Below are 2,453 nucleotides of genomic sequence, written 5' to 3'. Positions count from 1 at the left end.
GCCCCTCATCGACCAGGCCGCCCTGTACCGCGCGCTCACCGGCGGCCTGATCGGCGGCGCCGCGCTCGACGTGACCGATCCGGAGCCGCCCGCGCCGGACGACCCGCTGTTCGGCCTCGACAACGTGGTGATCACCCCGCACGTCGCCAACCCGGCCGGGCGACTCACCGAGGAGATGGCCGGGCCGCTCGCGGAGAACCTCCGCAGGTTCGTCGACGGCGAGGACCTGCTGTCCGTGGTCGAGTACGGCCGCGGATACTGACGCTCACCACCCCGCGACCCGAGGGGTGCACCCGTCGCACGCCCCGGACGGGAGTCGTCAATCCACCGCACGGCGGATGAACCCGCGCAGACCGACGGCAGCGAAGGCGACCGTCGAGACCGCGAGCCCGAGCGCGATCCACTCCGCCCCCAGATGCGGAGACGAGGTCAGGGCGCCGCGCATCCCCTCCGAGACGTAGGTGAGCGGGTTGAACAGCGTCAGCACCTGGAACCACCGCAGGGAATCGAGCAGCTGCCACGGGTAGAACGTGGCGCCGGTGAAGATCAGCGGCGTCAGGGCCAACGCGAACACCATGTTGATGCGCCGCGCCGGGACCGACGTGCCCAGCACCAGTCCGATCGACGCCCCGGCGAGGCCGCCGACGATCAGGAGCAGCGCGAACACTCCCCAGTTCGCACCGCCGGTCTGCACCCCGCCCGGCAGGATCAGTGCCGCGAGCGGCAGGATCAGCAGCGCCGCGATCAGGGACCGCCCGGTCGCGAACACCAACTTCTCCACCCCCACCATCAGCGGAGAGATCGGCGCCAACAGTCGGTCCTCGATCTCCTTGGTGTACGAGAACTCGATCACCAACGGCAGCGCCACGTTCTGCAGGGCCGTCAGCACGAGCGTCAGTGCGATGATGCCCGGCAACAGCTGCGTCGCGTAGGACTCGTCCACCGCGCCGATCTCCGGCAGGACGAGGCCGAAGACGAAGAGGAACGCCAACGGTTGCATGAGCGACTGCGCGAGGAAGCCCCCCAGTTCGTGACGGAGGGTGTTCCAGATGTCGCGCTGCAGCAGGCCCAGGAAGGCGCGGACACCGGTCGCGCGCGCCAGCATCGGGTCAGGGTCTCTCGCCAGGTCACTGTCTCTCGTCACGACACTCATCGCAGCTCCCGCCCGGTCAGGTGCACGAACACGCCTTCCAGACTGCCCTCGAGCCGGCGCACGTCCCGGACCACGGCTCCCCGTTGCTCGGCGACCGCGATCGCCTCGCCCAGGCGGCTGTCGCCGTAGCACCGCACCCGCCACCGCCCCTGCTCGAGCTCGGCGGACTCCGTCTCCCCGAGTTCTGCCAGCAGCGGAGCGGGATCGTCGGGGGCGTCCAGCACGAGCTCGATGCCGCGACTACCCGGCAACAGATCCCGCAGACCGGCCGGGGTGTCCAGCGCGATCCGCTCACCGTGGTCGACGATCGCGATCCGCTCGCACAGCCGATCCGCCTCCGCCATGTCGTGCGTGGTCAGCATGATCGTGGTGCCGGATCGGTGGAGGTCGGTCACCCGGTCCCAGAGGAACAACCGCGACTGCGGATCCAGCCCCGTGGTCGGTTCGTCGAGGAAGAGGAGCGGCGGACGGTGCATGAGCGCCCGCGCGATGAGCAGGCGCTGCGCCATACCGCCGGAGAAGTTCTCCACCTGCTCGTCAGCGCGGTCCGCCAACCCGAACTGCTCCAACAGCTCGCGCGAGCGCCGTCGCCGGTCCTTCAGCCGCATGCCGTAGTAGGCGCCGTGGAACGTCAGATTCTCCAGGGCGGTCAGCGATCGGTCCAGGTTGCTCTGCTGCGGCATCACGGCGATCCGCCGTTTGACGGCCTGCGGTCCGGCCACCACGTCGATGCCGTCGATCCGCGCGGTGCCGGAGGTCGGCCTCACCCGGGTGGTGAGGATGCCGAGCGTCGTGGTCTTGCCGGCGCCGTTGGGCCCGAGCAGTCCGAAGAGCTCGCCGCGACCGACCGTGAAGTCGATGCCCCTGAGCGCCACCGGACCACGGCGACCGTACTGTTTGCGCAGGTCGCGGACCTCGACCATCGGATCGTCGACGCGCTCTGCCGTCCGGGTGTCGCCGCCAGTCTCCGTCCGGTCGTCGTGGCGCCCGGCGTCGTCGTTCCCGCCCACACAGTCCTCCGATCGCCGAGCAACGTGTAGCGCTCGTGTCCCGACGCGGCTTCCCCGATCCCGAAGCCCGTCAGCGAATCGCTGTTGACGTGACAAGCGTAGGTCGTCGTGCCCCTTCGCCGCAGAGACCGATCGGCTCGAGCGCCAACCGGAGCCGCCGCCCGGTGTGCTCGACCGGGTGGCGGCGCTGCCGTGTGCTGGTGCGGACCTCGTCGTCGTCGTTCTCCCCGCCCCTCGGCGGTCCCGCCCCGCGGCGACCCCGCCCCTCAACGACCCCGCCCCTCAACGGC

The 2,453-nt window shown here is 70.5% G+C and carries 3 protein-coding genes; 1 reads left to right on the top strand and 2 read right to left on the bottom strand.

The annotated features are described in order from the left end of the window. A partial coding sequence (locus G6020_RS14105) for an NAD(P)-dependent oxidoreductase (protein ID WP_277815288.1) occupies nucleotides 1–262 on the top strand: 262 nt, incomplete at its 5' end. A gap of 57 nt (nucleotides 263–319) precedes the next feature. Here G6020_RS14105 and G6020_RS14100 read toward each other — a convergent pair. Both G6020_RS14100 and G6020_RS14095 read right to left on the bottom strand, forming a co-directional pair. Beyond that, on the bottom strand, nucleotides 320–1,144 hold the full coding sequence (locus tag G6020_RS14100) for an ABC transporter permease (RefSeq protein ID WP_206682233.1): 825 nt from the start codon (nucleotides 1,142–1,144) through the stop codon (nucleotides 320–322). 5 nt (nucleotides 1,145–1,149) lie between these two features. Then, nucleotides 1,150–2,163, bottom strand: coding sequence for an ABC transporter ATP-binding protein (locus G6020_RS14095; RefSeq protein WP_347238383.1), 1,014 nt, complete (start codon nucleotides 2,161–2,163; stop codon nucleotides 1,150–1,152). Nucleotides 2,164–2,453: the final 290 nt, after the last annotated feature.

Source organism: Dietzia sp. B19 (assembly GCF_014145155.1).
Taxonomy (GTDB): Bacteria; Actinomycetota; Actinomycetes; order Mycobacteriales; family Mycobacteriaceae; genus Dietzia; species Dietzia natronolimnaea.
This window is presented reverse-complemented; position numbering and strand designations above follow the sequence as displayed.